Here is a 25864-nt window from a genome sequence, read left to right as displayed (position 1 = left end):
CGCATCAGCCTGCCGCTTGCGGCGCCGCCGCCCTCGTTGTGGCGCCATATAGACCCCACCAAACAAAACTGTCAACGCAGTTTCTCAAAAAAACAGGAATTTTCTTTCCACAGCCAATATGGTCCTTTTTAACCAAATTTCAACCGTGAAAAACTGGCGATTCGAACAGTTGCGACGATTCCGTGACGGCTGACATGACAATCGGGTGAATGAACATGAAGCCTATGCCTTATATTCTGGCGGTCGATGGTGGCGGCACCGGGTGCCGGGCGCTTCTCGCCGACCGCGATGGAGCGGCCATGGGCCGGGGGACCAGCGGCCCCGCCAATATCGGTGCGGAGCCGGTCGCCGCGCTGGATAATATAATGCGCGCGGCGAAGCAGGCCGTGCAGGACGCGGGGCTCGATGTCGCCATACTGAGGGAGACCTGCGCGGTGCTCGGGCTCGCGGGCGCAAATTCGCTTGCCGACAAGGACAGCATGGAACGCCAGTTCCCCTTTGGCCATGTGAAGATCGTTTCCGACGCGGTCAGCGCCCTGCAAGGCGCGCTCGGGCAGGACGATGGCGCTATCGTCATTCTCGGCACCGGTTCGGTCTTCGTCAAAAGGGAACGGGGCGCCTTCGAGATTGTCGGCGGACGCGGCTTCATGCTGAGCGACCACGCGGGTGGCGCGCGGCTTGGGCGGGAACTTCTCGAAGAAACGCTGCTCGCACTGGATGGAATGGCGGAGCGTACGGCACTTGTCGACGCCGTGCTGGCGCGGTTCAACGGCGAGCTTCGCCAGATCATCGCCTTCTCGCGCAAGGCAACAGCCGCCGACTACGCCGCCTTCGCTCCCCTCGTTTTCAACCACGCCCATGCGGGCGATCCGCTCGGCAATTCGATCCTGCAACACGCCTGCTCTTATATTGCACGCGGTCTGGAGCGGCTCGACACGGAAGCGCTTGGCCGGTTCAGCCTGACCGGAGGCCTTGCCTCTTCCTATGCAGCACTGCCCTTCCTGCCGTATCGGGGGCACTATCGGCCTGCACTTGGCGACGCATTGCAAGGCGCATTATCGCTCGCTTTGCTGGAGAATACGCACAATTAACCGGCGGTACATGTCACCACGCATATGAAGGGCGCCCTCCATATCGCCTCAGCAACAAAGGCACTAAAACAAAAAATAATCGAGGATGGCGTGACGAAACTACAATCTTTCGGCGGCAGCGTGAAAATTTTTGATCGACACCCCCGAAGCTAACATTACATTGATTTGCTGAATACGCTGACAGGTTGTCCGAACCCACCCATTTCCGGCAATATAAGACGGTAAATTAGCTGATTCTCAATATATTAAGGAGATTAGTATGCCAGATATTGCAAAAGAGTTTAAGCATATTAAAGTTACCGCATACCCAAATATCATTGCTCTATCAGTAGCAACAGATGATGTTTGGTTTTCATTTAGAAACAATTACGATGTCTCAGAAATGAATGACTTTGATAAAACCGTTATAGAATTTGCACTTACAGCTATCGCACAGGGTCGCGATCTTTATCTTTTAGGATCTTATGAGGGCGATGGCCACGGAAATGGGCCTCTCAATATAACGGCGGCAATTGTTGCCACCCCGAAAAACTGACAACATCTTCAGCGTCGAGCCGGAGATGTATCGCGCAGGGAACTTATTTAGCCGGGTGCTCGAGCAAGCAGATTTCTTGCCCTGGCGTACACAAACCTGAATGGCGTTATGATAGCGGAGGCGGTGGGTGTATCCGGTCGCCTCTGGATGCAGGCAGGTCGTGCATCAGACCCCCGCCAGGCGCAAAAAGACTTGTCGCAGCCGGGTTTAGCGCCTAACTTCCAGGGAGCAGGCTTTGGCCTGATGTTGCGAACGGCGCCGGTTTTGGCTGGCGGCGTGTGTTGCGTATTCTTTTCGTGCATTTCCGGACAAAGCCGATTTCGGTACTTCGAGGAAATGCCCCACAGGGGTGGCATGCTGACCAAAAAGGGCAAATATGGCCTGAAAGCCATGGTACATCTGGCGGGCGTTACCGATGGACAACTGGTTTCCGCCAGCGAGATCGCCGAAAAGCACCATATACCGCGCAAGTTTCTCGACAATATTTTCACCGAGCTTCGCAATGCCGGTTTCGTTCTGAGCCGCAAAGGCAAGGGCGGCGGCTTCTGCCTCGCCCGCCCGGCCAACGAGATCGCCATCGGCAACATCATCCGTGCGCTCGATGGCGCGCTTGCGCCTATCGCCTGCGCCAGCAAGACCGACTATCGCCCCTGCGACGATTGCGATGAGGACGAATGTGAAGTGCGCCAGATGATGCTGGATGTGCGCGAAGCCATCGCCAGCGTTCTGGATCACCGAACGCTGGCCGACAGCAGGGCTCTGGATATCGAGCATGCCCCCAAAAGCGGGAACCTGCTTTGGGATTAGGCATGCGTAGAAACAAAAGACAGAGCGGTTCCAGACGCCCCGATTCAATGGGAACCGCTCTGGAATCGCTGGCCAAACAGGCTCAGGCGGGCGACCAGTTCGGGAACGGATCGTTCAGGCCGGACCAGCGCTCCGGCACGAAGTCTTCTTCCTCAAGCAGACACTGGTCCAGCTCATCGATGAGCGCGTCTTCCTGCATCGGATCGACGCCGATGAACACGATTTCCTGACGCCGGTCACCCCATGTCTTATGGAAATATGGTTCCATGGCGCGCTGCCATTCGGGTTCGTCCGGCCAGTATTGCTTTGGCACGGACGACCACCAGCGACCCCTTTTGCCGGTGCGCACCAATGCGCCAGCCTGACTGATTTCGCCAACGAAATCCGGCCTTGTCGCCAGCCAGAAGAAGCCCTTCGCCCGCACGACGCCCGGCCAGCCCTTGTCGATGAACGACTGGAACCGTCCGGGATCGAAGGGGCGCCGCGCGCGATAGACGAAGGAGCGGACGCCATATTCCTCGGTCTCGGGCGTGTGCGCGGCAAAGCCGTGCAGTTCCTTGTACCAGAGCGGATGCTCATGCGCCTTGTTGAAGTCGAAGAGCTTCGTGTCCAGTATGGCGTCGAGCGGCACTTCGCCGAAATCAGCTTCCTCGATGCTGGCATCGGGATTGAGCGAACGGATGACCTTGTGGGCGAGATCACGCTCCTCTCGCGAAGCCGTCGATATCTTGTTCAGCACGACGACGTCGGCGAACTCGATCTGTTCGACCAGGAGGTCGACAAGCGTGCGCTCGTCCTCCACGCCGAGGGATTCGCCGCGATCGCGCAGAAAGTCGCTCGACGCATAATCCTTCAGCAGATTCGCGGCATCGACAACCGTCACCATCGTATCGAGCCGGGCGACATCGGAAAGGCTGTTGCCCTTCTCGTCGCGAAATTCGAACGTAGCGGCGACCGGCAAGGGCTCGGCTATACCGGTCGATTCGATCAGCAGATAATCGAAGCGCCCCTGTGCCGCCAGTTGCGAAACCTCCTTCAGGAGATCATCGCGCAAGGTGCAGCAGATGCAGCCATTGGTCATTTCGACCAGTTGTTCATCCGTGCGGGACAGATTGGCGCCGCCCTCCCGAACGAGGGCGGCATCGATGTTCACTTCGCTCATATCATTGACGATCACCGCAACGCGGCGGTTCTCGCGATTGTTGAGCACGTGGTTGAGCAATGTCGTCTTTCCGGCTCCAAGAAAGCCGGACAGGACCGTAACGGGCAGTCTCTTTCGCATGACTCCGTTCCTTGATGACGGGATGGGATCAATCGTGGTGATGGTGATCGAGATTGAAGGTCAGCGTGGTGAAATAGCTGAGCTTGTCGGCTTCCTTTGAATCGGAAAGCGGGCTGGAATAGGCCGCCCCGACGACATTGAGACCCGCATTGCGAATCCTGATCCTGGCAATGCCTTCCGCGTCGGTCTTCACCGGTGCCGCATGGCTGTCATTGACATAGTCCGCCGCGACTTCCACGCCTTCGACCGGCTTTCCGTCAACCAGAACCTGCACGGGCAGTTCGTTGCCCGCCTCCAAGATCGTCGGGTCCATCAGCGGCACGATTTCAAACGGCAGGCCCTGCGGCTCGGGCTTTTTGCGCAGATGGTCGAGAATGGCGACGGCGAACTTCCGGCTCTGGCTGGACTGTTTTGCGCCCGGCACTTCCGATTTCGGCTTGTTGACCCACTTGCCGTCCGGCCCCTCGGCCCAGAAGCCATTATCGAAGACGCTGCTGACCACGACCGCATCCCCGGGCACGCCGAGCAGGGCATGATCTTCCTGCCGCCTGATCTCAACGGCGAGTTCCTTGCCGTCCACATCCCGGGCCGTGACCGTCTTCAGCTTCTGCGGATCATAGGCCTCGTCGCTCGCGCCGTGACCGTAAACGACAGCCTGCGTGCCATGACGCTCGGCAATCCAGATGCCATGCGCACCTGCAAACGCAGGAGCGAGAAAAACCAAAACGGCACCGGCGTGAAGCGTCCTCAAAAAGCTGCGCATTCATTTCTCCTTTATGTTATATCGTAACAATTTTCGTGGTGAAAATGGGCGGTGGAAGCCGCCCTGAAATGTCCCGGAAAACCCGGAGCGCGTTTCGATCGGATGGAATCAGATCGACGCTCCAGCCCCTTCTACGTGGAGCAACATCTTGTCGACCCTCGTTCTCGGATCATGCTCCAGAGCGGTTCCGTTCAATATGGTATGGCGGAACCGCTACGCACTTTTTGGAAATGCTCCAGACCGTCTGGGCCTGACGAGCGCTCAGGCGAAGGGGCGAAGCCTTTCCGCTTTTGGTTCGTGAGTGCCGGGCTGTCGATAGTTGCAGCCCGGCACATTTGCAGCCGCGTTCTGAACGCGCGTGCATCCAGCAAAGGGAAGCGGCTGCGGCTGTTATTTCGACAGGCAGGTTTTAAGTGAATCCGCCAGATTGCGGATGAGCTGCGGGTAGAGATCCGGCCCGTCCTTCAGTTCCGCACCCAGAGGATCGAGAATACCGGTTCTGGCCTCGGTCCCGTCGATAACCGTCTTTACCAGCTTCGGCTCGAATTGCGGTTCGGAGAACACGCAGGTTGCGCCAAGCGACTTGATCTTGTCGTGGATTTCCTTGATGCGCGCTGCGCCCGGCGCCTTTTCCGGGCTGACCGTGATCGACCCGGCGGCCTTCACACCGAAGCGATTTTCGAAATACTGGTAGGCGTCATGGAAGACGATGAAGGGCTTGTCTTTGACCGGCTCCAGTTCGCTCGCGATTTCCCTGGTCAGCGCGTCGATCTTCTCGCCATAGTCCCTGGCGTTCTTTTCATACTGCGCGGCATGTTCCGGGTCGCTTGCGCCCAGCGTCTTCGCAATATCCGTTGCCAGGACCTTTCCGTTCTGCGGGTCGAGCCAGAAATGCAGGTCATATTCGCCATGGCCGTGGTCATGATCATGCCCGGCTTCGGAAGCTTCCGCGGCATGATCGTGCTTCTTGTCATCATGGCCATGGTCATGACCTTCATGCCCGTGGTCATGCGCTTCAAACGGACCGCCTTCACGGAACTTCAGCCGGGTGAGGCCCTCCGCATCGCCAAGCGCGATGACCTTCGCGCCCTCGCCCAGCGTATCGATCGGCTTGTCGAGGAAGGTTTCCATCGACGGCCCGGCCCAGAAGATCACCTTGGCATGCTCGATTGCCTCGGCATCGGAAGGCTTGAGGCTGTAGACATGCTCCGAACCCGCCCCCTGCACGATCAGCTTCGGCTCGCCCACGCCCTGCATGACCGCCGACACGATGGAATGGAGCGGCTTGATTGATACCACAACGCCTTCGCGCTCTGCGGCAAGCGAGATATTCGTCGCGCCGGTAAGGAAAGCCGAGGCGAGAAGAAGGGAGCGGAAGTGTTTCATGGTCTCTCTCTTGTGCGGTTGGAAACGGATATCATATTCAAGTGATATGTTATTTTATAACGTCTATTGCGTTATGCTATAACGTCTGTCATAAGGTGAGGCAACCCCCATTTTTGCAAAAATCGCAACCGGGGTGGCGCAACGAAAAGACACTGAGAAAAGCCCGGAACAGATGAGCAGGAAGACCGCCCTCCCCGTCCAAAAGGCGCGGGAAACCTTGATCGAAATGAAGGACGCTGGCGTCTATCGCGACGGGCGCTGGCTGGTGCGCAATGTCGGCCTGAGCGTCGAGCGCGGGGAGATCGTGACCCTGATCGGGCCGAATGGCGCGGGCAAGAGCACCGCCGCCAAGATGGCCCTGCGCATCCTGAAGCCCGACGAAGGCAGCGTGATCCACATGCCTGGACTGCGCATCGGCTATGTGCCGCAGAAGATCAATATCGACCGCACGCTGCCGCTTTCCGTCGAGCGCCTGATGACGCTGACAGGACCTCTCTCACGCAAGGATATTGAGACGGCATTGGAAGTGGTCGGCATCCCGCATCTTGCAAAGGCCGAGATCGCCAACCTGTCGGGCGGCGAATTCCAGCGGGCGCTGATGGCGCGGGCACTTGCCCGCAAGCCCGACCTCATGGTGCTGGACGAGCCGGTGCAGGGCGTCGATTTTTCCGGCGAGGCTGCGCTTTACGAGCTGATCGCGAAACTGCGCGACGATACGGGCTGCGGCGTGCTTTTGATTTCGCACGACCTGCATCTCGTCATGGCGGCGACCGACCGCGTCATCTGCCTCAACGGCCATGTTTGCTGCAGCGGGACACCGCGCGACGTGACGGCGAGCCCTGAATATATGCGCCTGTTCGGCAGCCGCGCCGTCGGGCCGCTTGCGGTTTATGAGCATCACCACGATCACACGCATCTGCCCGACGGGCGCGTGCTTCATGCCGACGGTTCCGTGACCGATCACTGCCATGCCGATGACGGCCATCATCATGAGCACGAGCATGACCACGCACATGACCACCATCATCACGAAGGGAGCGCGCCCCGTGCTTGACGATTTCTTCACCCGCGCCATCATCGCCGGTGTCGGACTGGCGCTCACCACCGGGCCGCTCGGCTGCTTCATCGTGTGGCGGCGCATGGCCTATTTCGGGGATACGATGGCGCATTCGGCCCTGCTCGGCGTGGCGCTGGCGCTCGTTTTCGACATCAATCTGATGATCGGCGTGTTTGCCGTCGCCGTGGCGATTTCCGCCATTCTGCTGCTTTTGCAGCGCCGCCATACATTGTCGGCGGATTCGCTCCTCGGCATCCTGTCCCATGCCACCCTGTCGCTTGGCCTCGTCCTCGTCGCCTTCATGACATGGGTGCGCGTCGACCTGCTGTCCTTCCTGTTCGGCGACATTCTGGCCGTCTCGCGCATGGATATCGCCTTCATCTATGGCGGCGGCGTGTTCGTGCTGGCGGTTCTGGCCTGGCTGTGGCGTCCCTTCCTCGCCGCCACCGTCAGCGAGGATATTGCCCGCGCCGAGGGCATGAACCCCGCCCTGTCGCGTATCGTTTTCATGCTGCTTCTGGCCATCGTCATCGCCATTGCGATGAAGATCGTCGGAATACTATTGATAACCTCGCTGCTGATCATACCGGCAGCGACCGCACGCCGCTTTGCCTCCACGCCCGAGCAGATGGCCATCCTCGCCTCGCTGATCGGCGCGGCAGGCGTCATCGGCGGACTTTATGGCTCCATTCATTTCGACACGCCCTCCGGCCCGTCCATCGTGGTCGCGGCGCTTGCCATTTTCATTTTGAGCCTGTTACCCCTACATAAGAGGGAACAAGCATCACCGAAACGGATCGCTGGACAATGAGCACCCATCACCATCATCACGCCCCGCAGGACCTGACCCGCAATCAGACACTGGTTTTCGACGTGCTGTCCAAGGCGGAAGGCCCGCTCAGCGCCTATACGATCCTCGACCAGCTGCGCGACGACGGCTTCCGCGCGCCGCTGCAAGTCTATCGCGCGCTGGAAAAGCTGCTCGACTACGGGCTGATCCATCGGCTCGAAAGCCTCAACGCCTTCGTTGCCTGCGCGCATCCGCAATGCCACCAGCAGGGTCTGGTGGCTTTCGCCATTTGCGAGAAATGCGGTCAGGTGACGGAGTTTTCCGACGCGGCAATCGAAAATCTCGTCAGCGCATGGAGCCTGCAGAACGGCTTCAAGTCGCGCAAGACGACGCTGGAGCTGCGCGGCCTCTGCGAAGCCTGCGGGGATCACTGAACAGATACGAACCTGTTCAAGGTAACCATGTCCGAAGGTTCCCGGTTTAAAAAGTAACGCATCGGCAATCGAAACCTGCTAGATTGCTCTCCTGAAACTGCGCATCGTGCTTTCTGAAAATCGTTTGCGATTTTCAGGCCGATGCCGGAGGGGAAAAGCAGGTAAGATTTCGATATGGCACGGGTTAAGCCATCCCATGAACGTCGCAGGGAAGAGAGGCAGCGCACAAGGCTGCGCTCCGGCAAGATCGTGGGCCTCGACGGGCGGTTTATCATCGAATGCCAGTTCAGCGATATCGCGCCCCATGGCGCCAAGCTCAGAACCGTGGAGGTCCCTACTCTGCCCGAGCGTTTCTGGCTGTTCGACGATTATTACGGTCGCGCGCTTCTGGCCCGCGTCGCCTGGCGCAATGGCCGTGAAATGGGTGTGGAACTCGTATCCGACCCGGCAGTCACGCCGCTGGACGAAGAACGCCTCGCCCAGCTTTCAGGAAAATATTATTCGCTGTGACCGACAGGCTGCGCGGCTGCCTGCTTTTCAGGAACCTGTTTCCCCGGCGCGGTCGGCGTCGGCGCGCCGCGCATGTTCATGGCGCGGATTTCCTCGGCTGAAATATAGTTGAACTGCTCGACCAGAAGGTCCTTGATGACCGGCTCTGGAAACCGCGCATTGAGATCGGCGATGATCGAGGCGCGCACATCCTCGAAGCTCACCTTTTCAACCTCTTTCGTATCCGAATAGCTGCCATAGAACTTGCGGAAGATTTCATCGCTGATGAAGAATTCGAGCGGCACGCTGAGCTTCTTGCGAACGTTCGAATCGATCGTATAGACGAGCTGCGTCACCACATAACCGGCGACGCCGCCGTTCGAGAGGATCGGCACGCTCATCACATCCGTCTTCACGTAGTCCACGCCTCCAAACCCGCCGACCGCGGCCTGCGCCCCATCCGGGGATGAGGCGTTCTGGCGAACCGCGAAGAAAAGCGAGCCGAAAGCGACAGCGCAGATCCACAGGCCGATGGCAATGATGCGGATCATCGTGCGTGACCGAGCCTCGCGCTCTGCATGGAATAGGTGCCGTCGGCTTCCTGCGTTTCCAGCGCACCGCGAATGAGGTCGGCCAGTTCGCCGACAGCCCGCAGATGCAGTTGCAGCGCTTCGCAGTTTTTCTCAAGCTTGTGCTTCAGGCTGTCGAGCAGTGGCTGAAGCGGCTTCATCGTCGCCGGCTCGGCAGCGCCGGCCGCCTTCTTGATCGCCTTGTTGAAATCATAGAGCCCGCGGCTCTTGCGTGCGTTGATTTCCGCAAGATCGGGGTTGCCGCCTTCCAGCAGAAGGCGCGTCTCCGTATCGATGACGTCTTCCAGACGCTGGATCGCCCGCACGACCGGCTTCAATGCTGGGTTCTCGGCCGGTTCCTCTGCCAGCGCCTGACCGGGTTCGCTCGTCACGGCGACGATCAGCGAATCCTCTGGCAGGCTGTTTTCAGAGCTTGTCTCGGTCATTTCGGGGGTCCTCAATTATGACGCTTGTCGTTACGGGCCAATCAGCCGCGCGCGCTGTCCGTGTCGCTATCTTTGTGTGGAACAGTTCCGGTGAAACGCAGTCCTCGGAACGGTTCTATCTCTCTATTTTCCCGCATGTCTTCATCCCGAAACCGGTTCCCCTTTTCGGGAGACATGCTCCAGCTGCTTTTGAATGAGCTTGCGTTCGAAACCATGCACGATGTCCTTCGAAACGGCGTTTTCGCTCAAATCGCCTCCCAGATTATTGATCACGTCTCCCAACGCTACCGTTGTCGGTGCTTCTGGCCGCGCGTTGCGCGCCGCCTGTTCCTCAAGCAACCTGGCAATGCCGACACCGCCGCCATCCGCCATCTTGTTTGCCATGGCTTCCGCCATCATGGACTTCCAGTATTCACCGGCGATCCCCTTCCCGAAGGTCGCCGTCGTGTCACTGGTAAACATCGACTGCACGAAGGATTGCAGCATGAAGGCCTCGAACTTGCGATAGGCCGGGCTGGCCGCATTCTGCGCATCCGGCCGCACGCTGACGCCCGCCGCAAGACTGTCGGAAAAGCTGGCGAAATTGTCCCGCGTCAGGCCAACGGCAGCCGAGGCCACCATGGTTCCCGGTGCCGACGGCGCTTTCAACCGTTCCGCCGCCATGCGATAGGCTTGCGGATCGGCGGCGCGCGCCACGTCCATCACCAGATCTGACGGCGGGTTGATCGCCATGCAATACACTCCCTCTTCTGTTGATTGCACCATAACGGGTCAAACTTGACTGAAACTTGTGCGTGCGTTCAGCCTCGTTTTTGCGCTCAATCAGGGCCTTGCGACCGGTTTGTCGTTTTCCGGCTAATAAATTCCTCGATAAGGCTGGAAAGTTCGCGCCGCTCGCGCTCGTTTCTGGTGTCGGTCAGGCGATCCTCCAGCAATTCGACACGCCGCTGTTCCTGCAACAGCGCCTTGCGCTGCGCCTGAAGACGCTGCTCAAGCTGCTGCGATTCGGCTGCGTTGCTGCCGAGGCGTCTGATAAGCAGCGAGGGATCGATATTGAGCGCATCGCCATCATAGCGGCGATCCTGCATGGCGATCAGCGCCTCGCGCTCCTCATCCAGCGCGCCCTTGCGCGCATTGGCTGCGGCAAGCGCCTGTTCCACCCGGGCGCTGCCAAGCTTTTGCAGTTCAATCAGCTTCTTCAGATTGCGCGGATTGGTCATCGCGGCCCTCAGAACAATTCACGCAACTGCGTGGCGGTCTCGTTGGTGAAGAAGCGCAGCAGTTCCGGCAGGATGAAATAGACCACCAGCAGCCCTCCCCCCAGCACAAACGGCATCGACACGAAGTAGACCGGTATGGTCGGCGTCAGCTTGTTCACCAGACCGATGGCGAAATTGACGAGGATCGCAAAGACGATGAAGGGCGCGGCGATGCGCAGCGTCGCCAGAAAAGCCCCCGAAAGCGCATCGGTGAAGTCGATCATCACTGCATCGGGACGAAACTGCCCGTCCACCGGAATGGCCACATAGGAATTGAGCAGCGCCCGGAAGATTTCCAGATGCATGTCGGTGATGAAGAACAGGAACAGCGCGCTGAAGGTGACGATCGTCGCCAATGTCGCCTGCGGTTCGCTTTCCGTGATGGCATCGGCGGGAGAGCCGGAATAGCCGATAGAAACGGCCATCGTGCTTGCCATGAATTGCAATGCCCAGAAATAGATATGCGCCAGAATGCCAATGACCGCGCCGATGAATATTTCGCTCGCCATCAGGCGGAACAGGGTCAAGGGCTGCCCGGCATCGACAACGGTGATGATGCGTTGCAGCACGAGCGGCAGAACCGCGAACGAACAGGCGAGCGCGATGAACAGCCTGACCTGCAAGGGAATGCGCGCGCTCGAAAGTCCCGGCATCAGCATCAGGCATGCGCCGATGCGGCAGAACGCCAGAACGGCGGCCAGAATGATCTCGTTAAGCGGCAATTGCGCGACAGGCACTCAGGGCCCTTTCATCGTATGTTGCAATAATTACTCCCCTCGTCCTTCGAGACGCCACGCCTCGACAAGCTCGGCATGGCTCCTCAGGATGAGGGGTGTGGGCGCTAGAACTCTTCCTCATCCTCAGGAGGTGCCCTGAGCGCGGGCAGGGCGTCTCCAACCCTCGCTCCCCTCATCCTGAGGAGGTGCCCTGAGCGCAGCGAAGGGGACCGTCTCGAAGGATCAAAAGACCGAAGGATCGACCGGTCATCACTACGAAATCGCGCCAAGTGACTTCACCTCCACGCCACGGGCGATTTCGACATGGGAGAGCACCGGCAAGGTGGCGAACAGGCGCTCGATAATCATGCGGATATATGGCCGAGCTTCCGGCGAGGACACCAGCACGAAGCGCTCGCCATTGTCGAAATGCTTGCGGATGACGGCGGAAGCCTCGGTGCCGAACTGTTCCAGCAGGCGCGGATCGATGTCGAATTCGACGATCTCGCCCTTGGCGTCACGCTTGAGGCTCTGGTGGAAAACCAGATCCCAGCGATTGCCGAGACGCAGAACATTCAGAACGCCATTGTCGGAAAGATCGCCGCAAATCTGCTGCGCCATGCGCATGCGCACATGCTCCACGATCATTTCCGGGCGGCGGACGAGCGGCGCGATTTCCGCGATGGCTTCGAGGATCAGATGCAGGTTGCGGATGGAAATGCGCTCGGCGAGCAGCAGTTTCAGCACCGCCTGCAAGCCCGAATAGGAAATATGCGTCGGGCAGATATCTTCCAGAAGCTTGCGATATTCAGAACCCAGACGATCCAGCAGGATGCGCATGTCCTTGTAGGACAGAAGCTGGGCCAGATTGTTGCGGACGATTTCGCTCAGATGCGTCAGCAGGACGGAGAGATTGTCCACGGTCATGTAACCATCGCGGCGCAGATCAGCCGCGAAGGTTTCCGGCACCGAATAGGCGCGCATGCCGAAGGCCGGCTCGCGTACTTCCTCACCGGGGATGGACGGGATCGGGCGCTCGCCCAGCACGACGAGCGTTTCGCCGACGCGCAATTCGTGGCTGGCGACAGCCGTGCCGTGTATCTTGATGCGATAGCTTTTCGGCGGCAGGGCAATGTCGTCCGTCACCTTGATTTCGGGAATGACGAAACCGTATTCCTGCGCGAACTTGCGGCGCATCTTGTTGACGCGGTGCGCCAGTTCCTGCTGCGAGGCGATCAGCCGGGCGGAAAGCTGCTTGCCGAGGCAAAGCTCGATCTGGTTGGTTTCCAGCGACGCCTTGACCGAGTTGCGCTCCTGCTCTTCCCCCTCGCGCTGCTTCTTGTCGGCTTCGCTCGCTTCCGCCTCGCGCTGGCGCGCCTGGCGGCGCGGCACGGCAATGCCGACAAAGGCCATTGCGCCGCCCAGCATGAAGAACGGGAAGGCTGGCAGGCCCGGCATGATGCCGAGGACGAAAAGCAGCATCGCCGCGACCAGAAGCGCCTTCGGATAGGCGCCGAGCTGGCCGAAGATCGCCTGGTCGGCGGAACCGCGCGTGCCGCCCTTCGACACCAGAAGACCGGCGGCGAGCGAGACGATCAGGGCCGGAATCTGCGTGACCAGACCATCGCCCACCGACAGTTTGGTGAAGACGTCGGCGGCGTGCGCAATGTCCATGTCGTGGCGCGTGGCGCCGATGATGATGCCGCCGAAAATATTGACGGCGGTGATGATGAGGCCCGCAATCGCGTCGCCGCGCACGAATTTCGAGGCACCGTCCATGGAGCCGAAGAAGGAGCTTTCCTCTTCCAGCTCGCGGCGGCGGCGCTGCGCTTCCTTTTCATCGATCAGGCCGGACGAAAGGTCGGCATCGATGGCCATCTGCTTGCCGGGAATGGCGTCGAGGGTAAAGCGCGCGCCCACTTCCGCGATACGCGTCGCGCCCTTGGTGATGACGAGGAAATTGACGATGATCAGGATGCAGAAAACCACCAGACCGATGACGAAATCGCCGCCCATCACGAATTGCGAGAAGCCGTGGATCACATGACCGGCGGCGAGATAGCCTTCATTGCCATGGGTCAGGATCACGCGCGTCGTCGCGATGTTCAGCGACAATCGCATCATGGTGGCGATCAGCAGCACCGTCGGAAAGGCGGAAAAGTCGAGCGGGCGCTGGATCCACAGCGCCACCATCAGGATCAGGACCGAAAAGGCAATCGAGAATGCCAGCCCGATATCCAGCACCACCGCCGGGACAGGCAGGAAAAGCACCGTCAGGATGATGATGATGCCAACCGCCAGACCCATGTCGCTGCCGGTCAGAAATCCGCCTTTTATGAAGGGTTTAGCCGCTGCCTGCTGCACGTCCGTCTCCTGTTTGCGGAGGGAACTTAGCTTGCGAAGCTTGCGCGAAGGCTACGTGCTAGAACCCCTTCTCGATGCGCGAATATGCGAGCAGCGTGAAAGAGTTGATCTGCGCGCCGACGAAAGGCGCGGTCAGGGCCAGCACGACGAAGATGACGATGATCTTCGGCACGAAGGTCAGTGTCATTTCCTGAATCTGGGTCAGCGCCTGGAAAAGCGCAATGCCGATGCCTGCCAGCATCGCGGCAAGCACCGCCGGGCCGCTTGCCATAAGCACGGTCCAGATCGCGGAATTGACGATATCGAGCGCGTCGGCCTCGTTCACCGCATCATGTCCTAGCTGATCTTGACGCCTGCGCCGATCATCAGCGTCTTGCCGTCTTCCAGTTCGGCCAGCATGCCGTTGGACTGGATGGTAACGGATTTCACGACGCCGGATATGCTGCCATCGGCATTGGTCAGCGTGCGGCCGATCCAGCCTTCGGCCTGCGTCAGCGACGTATTGGCGATTAGCGTTTCAAGCTTGCTGTTCATCTGCACGGCCTGTTCCACATTGGAGAAGGTCGCAAGCTGCGAGACATATTGCGTCGCGTCCATCGGCTGCGTCGGGTCCTGGTTCTGCATCTGCGTCACCAGAAGCTTGAGGAAGGAATTGTAGTCGACGCTTGCCTTGTTGGCCGCCGAATTGCTGTTGTTCGGCGTATTGTTGTTCGTCGTGTTCGTGCCGACCGGCGGTGTCGTGGTCATCGGTTTGCCTCTGCGGATTTCCGGATTGCAGCCACGGGCGAAGCCGGGGCTTCAAGGCCCATCAGTTCGGCCTCGCGTGGATATTGCGCGCGAATGGTCTTGAGCGCCTCAAAAACGCGCCCGTTATGAACCAGCTCGTCGACCAGCTTCAGCGCATTCAGGATTTCCACATCCTTGAACGTGGAGAACATGCCCCTCAGCATCTGCGCGAAGGTGGCGTGGGCCTGTTCGCGCATGGCCGGTTCGATCAGCATCATCTGCGCGGCGAAATAAAGCTGGCGCAGCGGCGTTGTCGTGTCTTCGGGCTGGAGAACGTGGTTTTCCAGAAGGAAGGTGGCGTCGTTCAGAAGCTCGAGCGAGACCTTGCGGTCGGCCTTCAGCACTGCACCATTGATAAAGATACGTTCGCCCGCGCGCAGCGAAAGGCGAATGGCCGGTTTTCCGTTGGGAGCCATTTCAAAGTCCGTCCCGGATCGACTGGGTGATCTCGATCAGCGTGGCGTAGTCGTTGCTTTCGCCCTGGCGGATGCGCTCGATTTCCTTCAGCACGAAAATGCCGACGGAAATGATCGCCGCCTTCAGTTCCTTCGGCAGCACGTTTTCCTCCGACCCCAGATCGTCGATGATCGTGGTCCAGAGCTTCGTGGTGAAATAGGTCGCGTCGATCCCCTCGCGCGAGCCACTGCCGTTTTCCTTCGCCAGTTCGAGCATTGCGATGGAACGGTCGAACAGCGTCCGCTCCCGTTCCCTGGCGCTCGCCATATCGTCAGTCATGACATCTTCGTAGCGCATCTGATACATGGTTTTCTCCGTCTATCAGTCCGGACGGGCTCGCATCATGCTGCGTCCGTCCTGATCATCCCGACTATCTGAGATAGTTGAGCAGGCTCATATTCTGCAGCTGAACCGTCAGCGAATAGGAAGTCTCGATCTGCGTCTTCAAAGCGTTGACGCGGGTCGCCGCCTCGTAAGGGTCGACTTCCTCGAGATTGAGCACCGACTGGTTCAGTATCTTCTGCTGCGCCACGATACGCGTCGTCGCCGCCTGCGTGCGCGACTGCGCCAGACCGAGCGTCGTCTGTTCCGACGTCGTTTCGGTAATCGCCGTCGTCGTAGTCTGCATGGCTTTGCCAGTCAGGGCTTCGAAAGCCTGGCTGTTGAGGCCGATGGTTGCGAATTCGGCGACCATGACCGCCGACATGATCGTCCTGCGGAAGCCGTCGGCATTGGCCGAGATCGACGTATCGGCGGTTTCGGTGGGCGAGATGCGGCTCTTGATCACCGTGTCCGATGCATCCGACCAGTTCGCGGCCCAGTTGGCATCGTTGAACTCCTCGGCGAAATCGCCGTCGAGAAAGGCCGTCATCTCGTCGCCGGTGATGTTGGCCACCTGCGGATCGTCGATGGCGAAGCCAAAATGGTTCTGAAAGGCCTGGCGCACGGCGGTCTGCGCGGCGCTGCCCTCGGTATAATCGGCAACCGGCTTCACATCGGTGTTCACACCGGCGAAGATATATTCGCCGTTATAGCTGGTGTTGAGCAGGCCGGTGACGGAGTTGAGAATAGACTTTGCCGACTTGGCAATCGTGGCGGCACTTTCAGCGGTATTGTTGGCGCCCGTCAGGTCGCCCAGAAAGTTCTGCGTGTTTTCGATGATCGTGCCGGCAGCGGTCTGCGTCGCATTCATGCGCTGCTGCACCAGCTTGTTCATGTCCGTCAGCACGCTCAGCCGGTCATATTCCTTGCGCAGGGACACGGTCTGCCCGGATTTCGAGCCGAGCGACAGCCCGACATCGAACACGGTTCCCGTGGTCGCTTCCTGTTGGGCTTTCAGCATCTCGGCCTTGTTCTTCGCGACCATGGCCCTGAGGGCTGACGTTGCGCCATAGGTGGAAATCGATTGCGCTTTCATTGGCCTCACACCGCGTTGAGAAGATCGTCGAGCATTGCGCTGATCGTGGTCAGCACCCGGCTCGATGCCTGATAGGAATGTTCAAGATCGAGAAGCAGCGCCATTTCGGTGTCCATGTCGACGCCGTTGGCGTTGGAGAGGGCGGCGTCTGCCTGAGTGGCAACCGTCGCATTATAGGAGAATTCGCTGTTGGCCTTCTGGCGCTTGCCTTCAAGCCAGCTGATGGATGACGCGCTGTAGTCGATCAGGCTGGAGCTGGCCGAAAGACCTGTTGCCGGATCGAACGCCATCGGCTCCGAGAAGGCTTCGTTGAGCGCCCGCAGGCGCTCGCTGAACCCGGCTGCGCCTTCGATGTTATATTTGTAATCAGGCCCGTTGGCCCCGCCGTCACGCAGCAAGAGCGCGCTGCCCCCCTCGGAGGCAACGAAAGCCGAGGACACCTTGATGCTGCCTGCAATGCCCGCCGACATACCTGCGCCCGGAACATCCGGCGATCCGGCCCAGCTGAACAGACCCGTCTTGTCGGCGCCGACGCCGGTCTGGTCGCTTTCGGCAAACATCGTCACCAGATTGCGCGCAATCTCGTCAAGCTGCATCTGGTATTGCGGGGCGATCTGGTCGCGCAGTTGCAGCAAGCCGCTGAGACGGCCTGTTCCATAAGGCTGGTCGAATGTCTCGTGGTTGAGCGGAACCCCATCCACCAGCACCGCCTTGCCGGAAATGCCCGGCGCCAGCACCGTCGACTGCTCGAAGCTAACCTTGCGCGCCGTCGTCTCGAAAAGCGTCACGCCGTTTTCGGCAAAGATCACCATGTCATTGTCACCGCGCATCATGGTGGTGATGCCGATCTCGCCGGAAAGCTGCTTCAGGATCGCATCGCGCTGGTCCATATAGTCGGAAACATCGCGATTGGCGCGCGTGCCGCCGACGATCTCCTGATTGACCTTCTCGAACTTGGCCAGAAGATCATTGATATTGGCGACGGAATCCGCGATTTCCCGGTCCGCATCGTTGCGCAGCGACTGGATCTGCTTCGTTCCGGCATTGAGCGCATTGGCGAGCGACTGCGCCGTCGACACCACGCTGTCGCCAAGCGCGCTGTTGGAAGGCGAAGCGGCATAGGTCTGGAGCGCATCGCGCAGATCGCCGATGAGGGCCGAAGGCGAGCCGGAATAATTATCCGCCGAATAAAGCGACGAAAGGCGGTCGAGCCCGCCTGCGAGAATGGAAGAGGAAGAGGCCGTGCTGTTCGACTGGATGAACCTGTTGAACAAGGCCTCATCCGCCGACCGGCTGATCCCCACGTAAAGCGAGCCATAAGGCCCCGATACGAGAGAAGCGGTGCGTCGGGAATAATCCGGATCGTTGGCCCTGGCGATATTGCTGGAGACAACGGAGGTCTGCTTGGACGTTGCCGCAAGCGAACTTTTGGCCGTCAGAAGAGCAGAACTAAGCGACATCTTACCCCATCCTACAAGTGCATTCCCGGCAGGCGCGATGCGGTCTCGTGCCCGGAAATGCGGCTAAAACAAACACCTGGAAAGCCCCTGATAATTCCGCTTCTATCGGAACTGCCCCATCGTGCGTGAACCGTGCCCGTTGCCCGGACGGTCCGTATTCTCAATGCGCCAGTGGTCCGGTTCCGGCATTTGCGCCCCTCGGAAAGAGGTCCGGGCAAATGCCAAATTCAAACCACTGTTTCCGGGAAAGGCTTTTCACCCTCCCCGGAACTGGCCGGTTTAACGTTTCAGATTGACCAGCACGTCCATCAGTTCGGAGCCGGTCTGGAAGACTTTCGAATTGGCCGTATAGCTGCGCTGCGCCTCGATCATGTCGGTCAGCTCCTGCGCGATATCGGCATTGGATTCCTCCAGCGTGCCGGACATGACCTTGCCCATGCCCTCGCTCTGCGGGAAGCCGAGGCGAACGTCACCCGATTCAGCGCTCGGCAGGAACACGTTGCCGCTCACCACCGTCATGCGATCCGGGCTTGCGACATTGGCAAGCGGAATGCGCGCCAGAACCTTCTGCGTGCCGTTTTCGTAGATGGCGACGACCGAGCCGTCATTGGCCACATCCACGCCCTTGACCGCCGACGGCGCCTGGCCGTTGATCTGCGCCTGCGAGATCGTGTATTCACCGGCGCGCTGTGTCGAGGCGCCGAGATTGAGGCTGAGGCTCTGGCCGCCATAAGGCCCTAGATCGACCGTCACGTCGCCCGCGGACGTCATCGCGCCCGTGGTCGGATCGAAGGTCAGCGTCGTCGGGCCGCCGACCACTGCATTGTCGGCTGCGTTCTTGACCGTGACGCTCCATTCATCCGTGCCGGTCTTGCTGAAATAGACGTCGAGCGTGATCTTCTCGCCCTTGTCGTTATAGGAGATCAGCGAGGTCTTGTGATTGAATTCGCCGGCTGCTGGAACCTGATCGCTAGACGGCAAATTAACCGTGAAGGTGCCCGACGTGCTGCCTTCCGGCGGAAGGGCCGCGCTGTTGACATTGATGATGTTCAGGCCGGGAATCGTCAGCGCGCCGGCGGGGTCGTTCGGGCCTGCGCCCAGAAGATAATAGCCGGCTGAATTGACCAGATTGCCGTTCTTGTCGGGAACGAAGGAACCGGCGCGGGTCAGGAAGGTGGAGCCGTCCGCGCCCTGCACCACGAAATAGCCGTTGCCATCGATGGCAAGGTCGGTCGTGGACGATGTGGAGCGGATGCCGCCCTGATCGGAAATGCCGTAACGAACATTGGTCAGCACGCTGCCGGAATTATACTGTCCGCCTGTGCTGGGCAGAACGAGCGACGAAAACTGGGTTTCGGCGCGCTTGTAACCGACGGTGCTTGCATTCGCGATGTTGTCAGCGACCGCCGACAGGCGGTTCGCCTGCGCGTTCATTCCCGAAACACCGGTCCGCATCATACCGTAGAGGCTCATTAGCAGCTCCTGATTGGTTGTATCACCATCATTGTGTCACCGGCCAAAATCCAAGAGTTCTGGGCCGGAATCCGTGAAGTCCAGCGATGGAATCGGCGACCCGACCCACTCATCCGCGATCAAGCTAAAGAGCCACGCTTGCGTGAAACTGTAGCCTCGGGATGTTTTACGCTTTTACTGGGGAACCGACGCGGTTTCGGAAATCCGCAGACCTGCTCGAAATCGCGATACTGAAAGCATGTCTCCCGGAAGTGGGAACCGCCTTGGCGGGGAAGTCAGTCCGCCGGACTGGCCTCTGGTGTCGCTGCGATGCGGTGAGAACATGCGTGAAGACAAAGAGACAGTGCGCATCAACCTCATTCGATATTGATGCAGTAGCCCAGGAAGCGCTTGGAATCGATCGGATCGAAGCCCATCTGCTCACGCAGCTTCTTGCGCAACTTGCTGATATGGCTTTCAACGACGTTTTCTTCGACTTCACTGTCGAAAATGCCGTAGATCGCGCTGAAAATCTGCGCCTTGTTCAGGCGGCGGCCGCGATTGGCAATCAGATATTCCAGGATGCGGCGCTCGCGGCGCGGCAGCGGAAAATCGACGCCGTTGATCTGCGGATCGCGGCCATCGGAGAAAACGCGGATCGGGCCAAGCTCGGTGCCATCGTCGCTGGAAGCGGCGGATGCGCCCGCGCGGCGGCGGATCGCATTGATGCGCGCAAGGATTTCACGCACATGCACCGGCTTGCGCACAACATCGTCAACGCCTGATTGAAACAGCTCCAGCGTATGTTCCAGTGACGGACGGTCGTTGACGGCGATCACAGGCGCCTTGCAACGTTCACGAATCCGGGCCGGAAGGCGATGCTGATCGGCACATTCACCGATCAGGAAGGCCTCGACAGCCATGATATCCTGCTGCGGAACGCTCTCCACCCACTCATCGAAATCGGTAGGGGTAAAACCCGTCGTCGTGATGCCTTCGCGACCGAACCAGGATGAGTATCCTTCAGTCACAATATCTCTGTCGTCTACGACAACGATCATCGGCCCGCCTTCCGAATCAATATGTTAGCCCAAGCACGCTAGCAATAACTGGCGAGAGGAATCAGCAACAATGGCAATTAGTTGCCCGCAACAAATTGGGAGGCATTTTAGTAGATGCTAAAATAGAGGGAATCGCATTGATTGCAACGCGCCTCATCCTTTAGGCGCACAAACCTTAACCGAATATTAACGGCTCACGAACATTTACGATTCTTTACAAGGGCTTAAAATTTCGGTCGCTTTAACAGCACTTGCCGAAGACTGCAACCGGCAATTGAACAGGCGCAACATGGGTGCACCTGACACTCTGTTACAACCTGTTAAAATTGGCAGGAATCGGGTTTACCCGAAGCAGAAGTTTCGCGCCTGCGGCGTCCAGTTTCCGAAGCCGGTGGCGACCATATTCGTCATCACGCGGCAGACGTAACGCTTCTGGGCGGGGTCGTTGTTCGGCCCGGCGTGATAGCGCGCGACGGCCATCGTCCAGTTGCCTTCGCGCTGGCGGAGCTGCTTCAGGAATCGGGCCGCGTAATCGACATTGAGGCTCGGCATCAGCATCGCGGCAACCGACGGAAATTCTTTGCCGTGATAGTGAAAGTTGATCTGCATGCAGCCGAGGTCGATCAGCTTTGCGCCTTCGGCCCTGACCTCGTTGAAACGCCTCACCGCCGCCGTCTGCGACGGCATGAATTCGGCGCGCCCTTCGATGTTCATCGCATAGGGTTGCAGGGAGTTCTTGCGGCCGGTTTCCGTCAGCCCGACCGCGTAGAGAATGCCGAGCGGGACATCGTAGCGGGCCGATGCCCGGTGCATTTCGCGCTCACAGATATTCTCGGCTCTGGCCGGGCGGCTGTCAGACAACCAGGCCGCGATTGCGGTCGTTATTGCGAACAATACCGTTCCCGCCATCCTGCGCGCCCTGCATGTCCGAACGCTCGCGTCCTGCCTGACCGGATTCATCATTCCGCCTGCCCTCGCCGCCCATGAGACCCGCCTGGGTCTCGCTGCCGTTTCGCCCGTCAAAACCCTGCTGCATGCTGAAAGCCTGCTGCTGGCCCGATTGCTGGCCGCTGGCCTGCTGTTGCCCGGCATTATGCGATGCCTGCGCCTGCTGCACCGCGCCCGCCGCGTTGCGATCGGTGACGGTCACGGAAATTTTCGCATCGTCCGCGACGCCTGCCGCCTTCAGGGCTTTCTCGATCATGGAGCGGTCGGCGGCGAGCGTTTCTGCCGCATGGGTCTTTTCGGCGACGAGATGCACCTCGACCCCTTCCGATCCCACGCGGATGCGCGCCGTCACCGTCCCGAGTTCTGCCGGATCGAGCCTAATCTGCAAGGTCTTGACCGTGCCGAAGCTGCGTTCGGAAACCACCTGAATGTCGGCGATCCGCGCCGCGCCCTGCGACGGCGTGGTGGCTGCCTTGCTTTCTCCCGGCACACTGCTTTTGGGCGCCGGTTGCTGTGGCTGGAGATCGGCCCTGTCGGGCGTCTGGCCCGACTGCCGCGTCTGCCCCTTGTCCGCGTTCGCGGGGCTGGCGAGATCGTCCACAGCGTTCTCGCTCGGATTGCCGCCGGTCTCCTTCGATGCGTCAGGAGCGATAAACTGCTCCGCCCTGGCGCTGGCCGAAGGCGTCGCCGGGGCTTGCCCCTTCTTCGGATCGACATGCGCATCAGGCAGTTCGCCAACCTGCTTCTCTCCCCCTTCCGGACCTGCTTCCTTAATTAAGGCAGAGAGCGGATCAGAGGGGTTTTTGTCGTTTTTGGCGATATTTCCTGTGGCAAAATTGTGATTTGGTCCCTTCAAATCAGGCGAAGAAGTGGCCAAAGAGAGGAGATTTTGCGGCAGAACGAAAATTGCAGCCTGTTTCGCCCCGTCTTCATCCCTCGTTTCAGCCTCATCCATTTTGGCTGCGTCGTCCTTTTCATCCTTCCTTTCGACCTTGCCCTGCGGTCGTTCCAGAAGCGAACTGAACAATTTCGCCGGGTCGGCCTGCCCCTCGCTTTCCGCCTCCGCCTTTGCCTGCGACGGACCGGAATTTCGGGCGAGCGAAGCAAGTCGGCTGGTCGAATTCAGCAAAATATCAACGCTCATTGAACGGTCTTTCCTAGCAAGGCATCGATTTCGGCAAGCTTGCGCCGCGCATCTTCCATCGTTTTCTGCAAATCGTCTTCCGGCTGGTTTTTGACAGGCTTCAGGCTGACGGCCATCGGAGCTGCCGCAGGGTTCGCAACCGGCTTTTCCGCCCGGTTTTCCGGCGGATTCGCTGTTGCCATCGGCGGCACATCCCTTTCGGTCAGGGCCGGTTTTGCGGGCGGCGAGGCATCCGGCGTGCGGGTGACGACCGTGCCGACCGCTTCGGCGGCCTTCAGCAGCTTGCGATCCGGTTCCTGCAGCTTGTCGGGCGAAATCTGCGACAGTTCCCGCAGCGCGCTGCCTGCCGAATCCGAGGCAACATCGCTTGCCGCCGCATAGAGATTTGCACGGGTGGGGTCGGTTTTCAGTTTGTCGGCAAGCTTTTTCGCCTCTGCCGACATGAAACGCGCCCGCTCTGTCTGACCATCGACAAGCGCTCCGCGCGCGATTTGCAGATAGAGCGAATATTGCATCACCGGATCAGCCGAACCGATCAACCTTGCCAGTTCCGCATTGCCGATACGGTCGTTGAGCTTCACGGCCGCATCGACAAATTGCGCCATGAAATCACGCATATAGGGCGAACGGGGAAAGCGCTGGAGATAATTTCGCGCCAGAAGCCTGATCTTGTCGGCATCGCCAAGCCGGGCTGCAATCGGCATCGAACGGCGGATCGCCGCTTCCTCGAACAGGGTGCCCGGCGCATCGAGCCGCACCTGATCGAGCCGCATCAGGGCCGTCGCCGGATCGAAGGCCGTCATCTGGCTGGCGGTGACGAGCACGATGGAGGCCTTCAGTTCCGACGGGACATCGGGCGCCAGCGGAACAGAGAAAAGCTTCACCACTTCAATCGTCTGGCCGGAAGCATAGGCAAGCGCTCCCTTGACCAGTTCCGGCGGCACGGCATCCGTCTTGAGGTCGGCAAGTACCTTGCGCACCGCTTCCGGATTGCCGCCATTGAAGAGATAGATGATCGCCGCATAGACATTTTCCGGATTGTGCCAGACGTCGCCCGACGCCCGCCCCATATCCGTGCTGACGAAGCCCAGAAGCTTGTTGAGCATGACCACCGCTTCCGGCTTTCCGGCGACGATCTGGTCCTGCAACATGCGCAGCGAACGCACGAGCTTGTAGGGTTCCAGCACCGGCAGCGTGCGGGTCTCGGCCACCGCCTGCGCCTGGGCTTGAGCAAAGGCCGGAGAGGCCGCTCCCGCCAGGGAAAGGCCTGCCACACATGCCAGGAGTGAGCGCGTGGCGAACCGCTTCATGGCGCGGACTTGAGGAAAATATCGATGCGGCGGTTTTCAGCCGCATTCGGATCATTGGCGTTCTTCGGCTGGCGGTCGGCATAGCCTTCCACGCGCAGCACGCGCTTTTCATCAAGCCCGCCGCGAACCAGCATGTAATAGGCCATCTGCGCGCGCGCCGAAGAGAGACGCCAGTTGTCATAGGTCGCGCTCTTGAACGGACGCGCATCGGTATGCCCGCTGATGATGACTTCGCCCGGCTGGCGGGAAATCACCTGGGCGATGCGCTCCAGCATCTGCACCACGCGGGCGTCCGGCTTGGCGGAGCCGATGGTGAACATGCCGTAGTCTATCTTGTCGGTAAGCTGGATCATCACGCCGCCATCGACGGGAACGACCGTCACATCGGGCATCGGCTCGGCTTTCTTTGCGGCCGTACCTTCCTTCGCGGTTTCGCCCTCAGCCGCCTTTTTCAGATCGGCAATGAGCTGCTCCTGCTTTTCTGCTGGCGTGTCTGCTGGCGCTTCCGCAGGCTTTGCAGCTTCCTCCGGTTTCGGCTGGGCCGCTTCCGGCCTGGGCGGCGTGGCCGGTGCCGCATCCGGCGGGGTCAGGTCCTCGACAGCCTTGCTCGACCAGTAATCGGGGCTGAACGGATCACGATAGGCTTCGCCGCCATCGGCGCCTGTTGCGGGGCCGGATTTCGACGTGCCGCCATCGCCCTTGGCAGACTGGTTCTGCAGAACGCCGGTTTCGTGGGCCAGTTCCGACAGCACCGCATAGGGTTCGCGGAAAAGCTGGCGCTCTTCCTGTTCGCTTGGCGGCGCGACGGTCGTATCGTTGATGACCTTGGTGCTGTTTTCGATCTTCTGGTCGCTTTCATAGCGAACCTTGCCGTCTTTCTCCTCGACATCCTGCACGCCCTTCGGGCTTGAATGCCGGTCCATCAGCTTGACGGGATTGAAATAGCTGGCAACCGCCGCCTTGGTTTCCTCATTGGCGGCATTGATGAGCCACATGACGAGGAAGAAGGCCATCATGGCGGTCATGAAGTCGGCATAGGCGATCTTCCACACGCCGCCATGATGGCTGTCATGGTCGTCATGCCCGCCGCGGCGCACAATGATGATCTCGCGCTTGGTTTCGGGATCGATGTTCATTGCACCGCAGCCTTCAATTCTTCAAGAAGCGGCGCGATGCGCGTTTCAAGCACCCGGTCGCCAAAGGAAAAGGAAAGTTCGTCCGCGCCGGTTTCCGAGAACCTGCAGCCGGACGGCAGCAGGGCGGCGTGATCGCGGAGCGGCGCAACCAGCCGCGCCGGGCCGGAAATTTCCGGCGCTTCGCCGTCGAGCGCCAGCGCCGCAATGCGGCGCGCAAATTCCGCAACCGCCTCGCGCTCCATCTTTTGCGCCAGCAATGGCATCAGGATTTCCGCGATCTGGCCGGAAAAACTGCGCTCCAGCGCGGCCAGCGCTTCGGTGAGGCTTCCTGCCAGAAGCAGGGCCTGCTCACGCGAGAATGCAGCGCGCAACGTTTCGATTTCGGCCTCATGCTCCCGCAGAAGCCGCGTCTTCTCCGCCTCGTAGAGCGCCTCGGCTTCGCGGTGTCCATCTTCCCGCCCGGCTTCAAAGGCAGCGCGCCTTTCTTCCTCGCCGGCGATGATGGCCGCAACTTCCGCCTGCTCGGCGGCAGCGGATTTTTCGGCAGAAGCCGCACGCTTCGGCGCCTCGCTTCCAGCTTGCGGCGCGGGCGTTTCCTTCAGCGGTTTCGGCGGCAAAGGCGCGGCAATGATCTCGACCGCCTCATCCTCTATGTGATGGGTCGAGAAATCGGGAAGATAACGGCTGAGGGAAAGCGCGCTCATCG

At 59.8% G+C, this 25864-nt stretch carries 29 protein-coding genes; 7 read left to right on the top strand and 22 right to left on the bottom strand.

Features of this window, described 5'->3' with window-relative positions:
• Positions 1-209 precede the first annotated feature (209 nt).
• From JNC63_RS13020 to JNC63_RS13010, 3 genes are all read left to right on the top strand, one after another.
• Positions 210-1091, top strand: coding sequence for a glucosamine kinase nucleotide-binding domain-containing protein (locus JNC63_RS13020; RefSeq protein ID WP_006469375.1), 882 nt, complete (start codon positions 210-212; stop codon positions 1089-1091).
• A 259-nt stretch (positions 1092-1350) separates the two neighbouring features.
• Positions 1351-1626, top strand: a complete 276-nt coding sequence (locus JNC63_RS13015) for a hypothetical protein (protein ID WP_006469377.1) — start codon at positions 1351-1353, stop codon at positions 1624-1626.
• Between the two features lie 354 nt (positions 1627-1980).
• Positions 1981-2433, top strand: a complete 453-nt coding sequence (locus tag JNC63_RS13010; protein WP_006471452.1) for an RrF2 family transcriptional regulator — start codon at positions 1981-1983, stop codon at positions 2431-2433.
• An 82-nt stretch (positions 2434-2515) separates the two neighbouring features.
• Here the strand turns inward: JNC63_RS13010 and zigA are convergent, their stop codons facing one another.
• The 3 genes from zigA to znuA form a co-directional block, all read right to left on the bottom strand.
• The gene (gene zigA / locus JNC63_RS13005; RefSeq protein WP_006469379.1) at positions 2516-3715 is read right to left on the bottom strand and encodes a zinc metallochaperone GTPase ZigA; all 1200 of its coding nucleotides are present in this window, start codon (positions 3713-3715) and stop codon (positions 2516-2518) included.
• A gap of 28 nt (positions 3716-3743) precedes the next feature.
• The gene (locus JNC63_RS13000) at positions 3744-4478 is read right to left on the bottom strand and encodes a DUF4198 domain-containing protein (RefSeq protein ID WP_006469380.1); all 735 of its coding nucleotides are present in this window, start codon (positions 4476-4478) and stop codon (positions 3744-3746) included.
• Between the two features lie 390 nt (positions 4479-4868).
• Positions 4869-5864 carry a zinc ABC transporter substrate-binding protein ZnuA gene (znuA, locus tag JNC63_RS12995; RefSeq protein WP_006469382.1) on the bottom strand — a complete coding sequence of 332 codons (996 nt, stop codon included), beginning with the start codon at positions 5862-5864 and terminating at the stop codon, positions 4869-4871.
• Between the two features lie 172 nt (positions 5865-6036).
• On the opposite strand from znuA, the gene JNC63_RS12990 reads away from it, so the two are divergent.
• The 4 genes from JNC63_RS12990 (at position 6037) to JNC63_RS12975 (ending at position 8655) form a co-directional block, all read left to right on the top strand.
• The gene (locus JNC63_RS12990) at positions 6037-6918 is read left to right on the top strand and encodes an ATP-binding cassette domain-containing protein (protein ID WP_006471449.1); all 882 of its coding nucleotides are present in this window, start codon (positions 6037-6039) and stop codon (positions 6916-6918) included.
• On the top strand, positions 6878-7732 hold the full coding sequence (gene znuB, locus JNC63_RS12985; protein ID WP_230350287.1) for a zinc ABC transporter permease subunit ZnuB: 855 nt from the start codon (positions 6878-6880) through the stop codon (positions 7730-7732). Before JNC63_RS12990 ends, znuB begins: the two co-directional genes overlap by 41 nt.
• Positions 7729-8145 (top strand): Fur family transcriptional regulator, encoded by a 417-nt coding sequence (locus JNC63_RS12980; protein ID WP_006469385.1) that lies wholly within the window; start codon positions 7729-7731, stop codon positions 8143-8145. The genes znuB and JNC63_RS12980 overlap by 4 nt, the downstream gene beginning before the upstream one ends.
• 174 nt (positions 8146-8319) lie before the next feature.
• Positions 8320-8655 (top strand): PilZ domain-containing protein, encoded by a 336-nt coding sequence (locus JNC63_RS12975; protein WP_006469386.1) that lies wholly within the window; start codon positions 8320-8322, stop codon positions 8653-8655.
• Here the strand turns inward: JNC63_RS12975 and JNC63_RS12970 are convergent.
• The 19 genes from JNC63_RS12970 to JNC63_RS12880 all read right to left on the bottom strand — a co-directional run bounded on the left by JNC63_RS12970 (position 8643) and on the right by JNC63_RS12880 (position 25862).
• On the bottom strand, positions 8643-9185 hold the full coding sequence (locus tag JNC63_RS12970) for a hypothetical protein (RefSeq protein ID WP_006469387.1): 543 nt from the start codon (positions 9183-9185) through the stop codon (positions 8643-8645). The genes JNC63_RS12975 and JNC63_RS12970 overlap by 13 nt on opposite strands.
• A complete protein-coding gene (locus tag JNC63_RS12965; RefSeq protein ID WP_006471447.1) occupies positions 9182-9649 on the bottom strand; it encodes a hypothetical protein in 468 nt (155 codons plus the stop codon). Before JNC63_RS12965 ends, JNC63_RS12970 begins: the two co-directional genes overlap by 4 nt.
• A gap of 141 nt (positions 9650-9790) precedes the next feature.
• On the bottom strand, positions 9791-10381 hold the full coding sequence (locus tag JNC63_RS12960) for a rod-binding protein (protein ID WP_006471446.1): 591 nt from the start codon (positions 10379-10381) through the stop codon (positions 9791-9793).
• An 86-nt stretch (positions 10382-10467) separates the two neighbouring features.
• Positions 10468-10869, bottom strand: coding sequence for a hypothetical protein (locus JNC63_RS12955; RefSeq protein ID WP_006469390.1), 402 nt, complete (start codon positions 10867-10869; stop codon positions 10468-10470).
• An 8-nt stretch (positions 10870-10877) separates the two neighbouring features.
• Positions 10878-11645: a flagellar biosynthetic protein FliR gene (gene fliR / locus JNC63_RS12950; RefSeq protein ID WP_006469391.1), complete on the bottom strand. Its 768-nt coding sequence runs from the start codon at positions 11643-11645 to the stop codon at positions 10878-10880.
• 252 nt (positions 11646-11897) lie between these two features.
• Positions 11898-13988: a flagellar biosynthesis protein FlhA gene (gene flhA / locus JNC63_RS12945; protein ID WP_006469392.1), complete on the bottom strand. Its 2091-nt coding sequence runs from the start codon at positions 13986-13988 to the stop codon at positions 11898-11900.
• A gap of 58 nt (positions 13989-14046) precedes the next feature.
• Entirely contained in the window at positions 14047-14313 is a 267-nt protein-coding gene (gene fliQ, locus JNC63_RS12940; protein WP_006469393.1) for a flagellar biosynthesis protein FliQ, read from the bottom strand.
• A gap of 11 nt (positions 14314-14324) precedes the next feature.
• Positions 14325-14735: a flagellar hook assembly protein FlgD gene (gene flgD / locus JNC63_RS12935; RefSeq protein WP_006469394.1), complete on the bottom strand. Its 411-nt coding sequence runs from the start codon at positions 14733-14735 to the stop codon at positions 14325-14327.
• Positions 14732-15190, bottom strand: a complete 459-nt coding sequence (flbT, locus tag JNC63_RS12930; protein ID WP_006469395.1) for a flagellar biosynthesis repressor FlbT — start codon at positions 15188-15190, stop codon at positions 14732-14734. The genes flgD and flbT overlap by 4 nt, the downstream gene beginning before the upstream one ends.
• Before the next feature lies 1 nt (position 15191).
• The gene (gene flaF / locus JNC63_RS12925; RefSeq protein WP_006469396.1) at positions 15192-15536 is read right to left on the bottom strand and encodes a flagellar biosynthesis regulator FlaF; all 345 of its coding nucleotides are present in this window, start codon (positions 15534-15536) and stop codon (positions 15192-15194) included.
• Between the two features lie 64 nt (positions 15537-15600).
• Complete coding sequence (locus tag JNC63_RS12920; RefSeq protein WP_006471445.1) at positions 15601-16647, bottom strand: flagellar hook-associated family protein; 1047 nt, start codon at positions 16645-16647, stop codon at positions 15601-15603.
• A 5-nt stretch (positions 16648-16652) separates the two neighbouring features.
• Positions 16653-18107 (bottom strand): flagellar hook-associated protein FlgK, encoded by a 1455-nt coding sequence (gene flgK, locus JNC63_RS12915; RefSeq protein ID WP_006469398.1) that lies wholly within the window; start codon positions 18105-18107, stop codon positions 16653-16655.
• Between the two features lie 279 nt (positions 18108-18386).
• A complete protein-coding gene (locus JNC63_RS12910) occupies positions 18387-19580 on the bottom strand; it encodes a flagellar hook protein FlgE (RefSeq protein ID WP_006471443.1) in 1194 nt (397 codons plus the stop codon).
• 356 nt (positions 19581-19936) lie between these two features.
• Positions 19937-20620 carry a flagellar transcriptional regulator FtcR gene (ftcR, locus tag JNC63_RS12905; protein WP_006469399.1) on the bottom strand — a complete coding sequence of 228 codons (684 nt, stop codon included), beginning with the start codon at positions 20618-20620 and terminating at the stop codon, positions 19937-19939.
• 342 nt (positions 20621-20962) lie between these two features.
• Complete coding sequence (locus tag JNC63_RS12900) at positions 20963-21529, bottom strand: transglycosylase SLT domain-containing protein (protein ID WP_031346090.1); 567 nt, start codon at positions 21527-21529, stop codon at positions 20963-20965.
• A complete protein-coding gene (locus JNC63_RS12895; protein WP_006471441.1) occupies positions 21474-22712 on the bottom strand; it encodes a flagellar hook-length control protein FliK in 1239 nt (412 codons plus the stop codon). Before JNC63_RS12895 ends, JNC63_RS12900 begins: the two co-directional genes overlap by 56 nt.
• Positions 22709-24022: a chemotaxis protein gene (locus JNC63_RS12890; protein ID WP_006469402.1), complete on the bottom strand. Its 1314-nt coding sequence runs from the start codon at positions 24020-24022 to the stop codon at positions 22709-22711. Before JNC63_RS12890 ends, JNC63_RS12895 begins: the two co-directional genes overlap by 4 nt.
• Positions 24019-25158 carry a flagellar motor protein MotB gene (locus JNC63_RS12885; protein WP_006469403.1) on the bottom strand — a complete coding sequence of 380 codons (1140 nt, stop codon included), beginning with the start codon at positions 25156-25158 and terminating at the stop codon, positions 24019-24021. Before JNC63_RS12885 ends, JNC63_RS12890 begins: the two co-directional genes overlap by 4 nt.
• A complete protein-coding gene (locus JNC63_RS12880; RefSeq protein WP_063621285.1) occupies positions 25155-25862 on the bottom strand; it encodes a hypothetical protein in 708 nt (235 codons plus the stop codon). Before JNC63_RS12880 ends, JNC63_RS12885 begins: the two co-directional genes overlap by 4 nt.
• Between the last annotated feature and the right edge of the window lie 2 nt (positions 25863-25864).

The sequence above is a fragment of the Brucella ciceri genome, from assembly GCF_041930145.1.
Classification (GTDB): Bacteria; Pseudomonadota; Alphaproteobacteria; order Rhizobiales; family Rhizobiaceae; genus Brucella; species Brucella intermedia.
Note: the sequence above shows the minus strand (reverse complement) of the source record. Positions and strands in the feature narration are given on the sequence as shown.

Excerpts from the sequence above, each read along its gene's own strand:
- JNC63_RS12960 (WP_006471446.1), bottom strand. The coding sequence starts at position 10,381 with ATGGCGATCAACCCGCCGTCAGATCTGGTGATGGACGTGGCGCGCGCC.
- JNC63_RS13015 (WP_006469377.1), top strand. The coding sequence starts at position 1,351 with ATGCCAGATATTGCAAAAGAGTTTAAGCATATTAAAGTTACCGCATAC.
- znuB (WP_230350287.1), top strand. The coding sequence starts at position 6,878 with ATGACCACCATCATCACGAAGGGAGCGCGCCCCGTGCTTGACGATTTC.
- JNC63_RS12890 (WP_006469402.1), bottom strand. The coding sequence starts at position 24,022 with ATGAAGCGGTTCGCCACGCGCTCACTCCTGGCATGTGTGGCAGGCCTT.
- flgK (WP_006469398.1), bottom strand. The coding sequence starts at position 18,107 with ATGTCGCTTAGTTCTGCTCTTCTGACGGCCAAAAGTTCGCTTGCGGCA.
- flgD (WP_006469394.1), bottom strand. The coding sequence starts at position 14,735 with ATGACCACGACACCGCCGGTCGGCACGAACACGACGAACAACAATACG.
- JNC63_RS12970 (WP_006469387.1), bottom strand. The coding sequence starts at position 9,185 with ATGATCCGCATCATTGCCATCGGCCTGTGGATCTGCGCTGTCGCTTTC.
- JNC63_RS13020 (WP_006469375.1), top strand. The coding sequence starts at position 210 with ATGAACATGAAGCCTATGCCTTATATTCTGGCGGTCGATGGTGGCGGC.
- JNC63_RS12990 (WP_006471449.1), top strand. The coding sequence starts at position 6,037 with ATGAGCAGGAAGACCGCCCTCCCCGTCCAAAAGGCGCGGGAAACCTTG.
- zigA (WP_006469379.1), bottom strand. The coding sequence starts at position 3,715 with ATGCGAAAGAGACTGCCCGTTACGGTCCTGTCCGGCTTTCTTGGAGCC.
- flbT (WP_006469395.1), bottom strand. The coding sequence starts at position 15,190 with ATGGCTCCCAACGGAAAACCGGCCATTCGCCTTTCGCTGCGCGCGGGC.
- JNC63_RS12895 (WP_006471441.1), bottom strand. The coding sequence starts at position 22,712 with ATGAGCGTTGATATTTTGCTGAATTCGACCAGCCGACTTGCTTCGCTC.
- JNC63_RS12880 (WP_063621285.1), bottom strand. The coding sequence starts at position 25,862 with ATGAGCGCGCTTTCCCTCAGCCGTTATCTTCCCGATTTCTCGACCCAT.
- JNC63_RS13010 (WP_006471452.1), top strand. The coding sequence starts at position 1,981 with ATGCTGACCAAAAAGGGCAAATATGGCCTGAAAGCCATGGTACATCTG.
- JNC63_RS12955 (WP_006469390.1), bottom strand. The coding sequence starts at position 10,869 with ATGACCAATCCGCGCAATCTGAAGAAGCTGATTGAACTGCAAAAGCTT.
- JNC63_RS12965 (WP_006471447.1), bottom strand. The coding sequence starts at position 9,649 with ATGACCGAGACAAGCTCTGAAAACAGCCTGCCAGAGGATTCGCTGATC.
- JNC63_RS12900 (WP_031346090.1), bottom strand. The coding sequence starts at position 21,529 with ATGGCGGGAACGGTATTGTTCGCAATAACGACCGCAATCGCGGCCTGG.
- JNC63_RS12910 (WP_006471443.1), bottom strand. The coding sequence starts at position 19,580 with ATGAGCCTCTACGGTATGATGCGGACCGGTGTTTCGGGAATGAACGCG.
- JNC63_RS12980 (WP_006469385.1), top strand. The coding sequence starts at position 7,729 with ATGAGCACCCATCACCATCATCACGCCCCGCAGGACCTGACCCGCAAT.
- JNC63_RS12885 (WP_006469403.1), bottom strand. The coding sequence starts at position 25,158 with ATGAACATCGATCCCGAAACCAAGCGCGAGATCATCATTGTGCGCCGC.
- JNC63_RS12975 (WP_006469386.1), top strand. The coding sequence starts at position 8,320 with ATGGCACGGGTTAAGCCATCCCATGAACGTCGCAGGGAAGAGAGGCAG.
- znuA (WP_006469382.1), bottom strand. The coding sequence starts at position 5,864 with ATGAAACACTTCCGCTCCCTTCTTCTCGCCTCGGCTTTCCTTACCGGC.
- ftcR (WP_006469399.1), bottom strand. The coding sequence starts at position 20,620 with ATGATCGTTGTCGTAGACGACAGAGATATTGTGACTGAAGGATACTCA.
- flaF (WP_006469396.1), bottom strand. The coding sequence starts at position 15,536 with ATGTATCAGATGCGCTACGAAGATGTCATGACTGACGATATGGCGAGC.
- JNC63_RS12920 (WP_006471445.1), bottom strand. The coding sequence starts at position 16,647 with ATGAAAGCGCAATCGATTTCCACCTATGGCGCAACGTCAGCCCTCAGG.
- JNC63_RS13000 (WP_006469380.1), bottom strand. The coding sequence starts at position 4,478 with ATGCGCAGCTTTTTGAGGACGCTTCACGCCGGTGCCGTTTTGGTTTTT.